This window comes from Schnuerera sp., assembly GCF_035459645.1.
Classification (GTDB): domain Bacteria; phylum Bacillota; class Clostridia; order Tissierellales; family Tepidimicrobiaceae; genus Schnuerera.
Genome location: NZ_DATHXO010000349.1, coordinates 1 through 2,351 on the forward strand (window position 1 = coordinate 1; position 2,351 = coordinate 2,351).

Consider the following 2,351-nt stretch of genomic DNA (forward strand, 5'->3'; position numbering starts at 1 on the left):
GTAAGTGGATTTACGCCTTCTATATTTGAGAGTGTTCTAACCGGGGACATCTTAAATCCAGAGAAGCTTATGCTAGATACCCTATATCAGGAAAAATATGATTTTGTAAAGGAACTCTAACAAACATAAAAAAGTTGGCTTTAGGTGTTGACAAGGTTACAGAATGTGATATAATAAGTATATAAGTCACAAAGACACTAACAGCAAGTTACATATTATAGATACAAAAAATAACAAAAAATAACAAAAAATAATTTTAGGTGGCTATGGATATTGTGTTAAAGATGCTATATAGATGGAGCTTGGTTCTATATTTGTATTTTTCTCGTATATCTGGTAGCCAATTGTATAATGTGTCTTGATGAGTGAATATAGTAAACTAGGAATCCTAAAGACTTTTGCAGCAGTATAAAGAGTAGACCAAACAATATTATGGTTTATTTTTTCGTTCAGAGTCTTGATACTCGATTCACTCATGTTCCCTTGTAGCCTTCCCTAGCCCCGTTTTGGTAGGGCTGGGCTTACTATAAAAAGTCGAAGTGTTGGAATTGGCATAAACGGGAGGACTAAAATAGCCTGTATTATCCGTTAGAGTTTGAATCCAACATGCGACATCATATACCTGTCCGATAGCTCCTTATTACGGGCAGTACTTGGACCCTTAGCTTAGTTGGTAGAGCAGATGGCTCATAACCGTCAGGTCACAGGTTCGAACCCTGTAGGGTCCACCAAATGCTAGATTGATGGTAAATTTCCTGACATAAAATTAGGTAATTAGGGGTTCGAATCCCCTATCTAGCACCTATACATAAAACACACTCCCGTAACTCAGATGGATAGAGTATCGAACTTCTAATTCGATTGTCGCAGGTTCGAGTCCTGTCGGGAGTGCCAAATATGAGGGCTGAGAGGTAGAAAGGTAAGGAACCTTGCATAATTCTATATTTTGACTCAATCCGTTCGACTCGGACAGTCCTCTACCACAAATATACTTTGAGATGAATGCTCAAAGTGGTATGAATTGTCAATAAGAGGAGTTACGAGTGAACTCCTCAGAATACAATATAAAGTCTATGGAATAGAAAAAACTTATGAAAATTGCGATTAGCTTATATCTATAATTATATGAAATATTGATACAAATGGATTAAGGTGGATTGGATATGTATGCAATTCACCTTAATATTTTGAAATGTAAAATATTTTGTGTAAATAAAAAATCTATATAAATAGGATTAAGTTGTTACGCCAATTCGTAAAAAAGAAGTCTTTTTGTTGAATTTTAGGGTCTCCAGATAATTTTAATTTTTTCTTCCTTAGAAATAGATTATATAGAAAGTATTAAAAAATAATTAAAGTTATTTCTATAACTTATTGCCGACCAGCGATATTTTAATACCTTTTTAATACCCTTTCATAAAATCAAGCGAAATTGAGTGAAACCAAAATTCCCAAGAATCCTATAATACTAAGCTTTGAAACGCTTTATGAACAGAGATGAAAACATTAAAATTATTGAACGTAACAAACCTAAGAAACAAATATGATGTAATACACTGTAGTAGGGGTTAGTTTGTAAACAAAACCCCTACACCTCCTATTAGTACCGTACACGTAACTCACGTGCATGGTACTTTTTTTTGTTCATCTTCTATATTATTAGAGTGAAACAGTCTACAAAGGCTTCCACTTAGCTATTGTATGGTATAATTAGTATATAGTAGTAATATACAGTAAACAGAGTAAAGGATAAGAGATAAGAGGGAGGCAGTTATGTCGTCTTTCAGTCAAGATAAAAAATGGATGGAAGCTAAAAAAGTTATTGGAGACTTAGATTGGATAGAGATTATAAGTTACTACAGATTTATTGGAGGTAATAATGTATTTGTATATGTTGCAGGTGATGGAGATAAAAAGCAGATAGTTGATATCATAGATAAGGAGGGTACCGTCTTATTACTTAATAGGGCAGGATACCTAGAAACAGATACATATGATAATGTTACAAACAGCAAGAAAATATTTGAATACTCAGAATACTTTGAAGAGGAAGAGCACTTCTTTGAAGATAGTAAAATAAAAATACCTGTTAAAAAACGGGGATAGAACGGAAGTGATATGTGGATGCGGATTCTAGATTGGATTCCGGGTAGACGAAAAGAGTCTGATACAGTCATACCGATAGATGACACACTGTCCAAGGCTATCAGAAAAATAGAGTATGACCATATTGAGAAGAGTACAGGAAATACAAAGGCTAAGGCGTATGAGGAGCCTTTACTCGGTAATATGTCTATGAACCCTGATTACAAAGAAGCTCCTTCTATTAAGGGAACACACAACCTTTTAGA

General features: G+C 34.3%; 2 protein-coding genes and 3 tRNA genes. All 5 read left to right on the plus strand.

What is annotated here, in order from left to right; genetic code table 11:
• Positions 1 to 655: 655 nt before the first annotated feature.
• Positions 656 to 731: transfer RNA gene (locus VK998_RS08115), tRNA-Ile, on the plus strand.
• 3 nt (positions 732 to 734) lie between these two features.
• A tRNA-OTHER gene (locus VK998_RS08120) sits at positions 735 to 801 on the plus strand.
• A 16-nt stretch (positions 802 to 817) separates the two neighbouring features.
• Positions 818 to 894: transfer RNA gene (locus tag VK998_RS08125), tRNA-Arg, on the plus strand.
• Between the two features lie 879 nt (positions 895 to 1,773).
• Positions 1,774 to 2,106: a hypothetical protein gene (locus tag VK998_RS08130; protein ID WP_325227477.1), complete on the plus strand. Its 333-nt coding sequence runs from the start codon at positions 1,774 to 1,776 to the stop codon at positions 2,104 to 2,106.
• A gap of 18 nt (positions 2,107 to 2,124) precedes the next feature.
• Positions 2,125 to 2,351: hypothetical protein (locus tag VK998_RS08135; protein ID WP_325227479.1), on the plus strand; the 227-nt coding region annotated here is incomplete at its 3' end.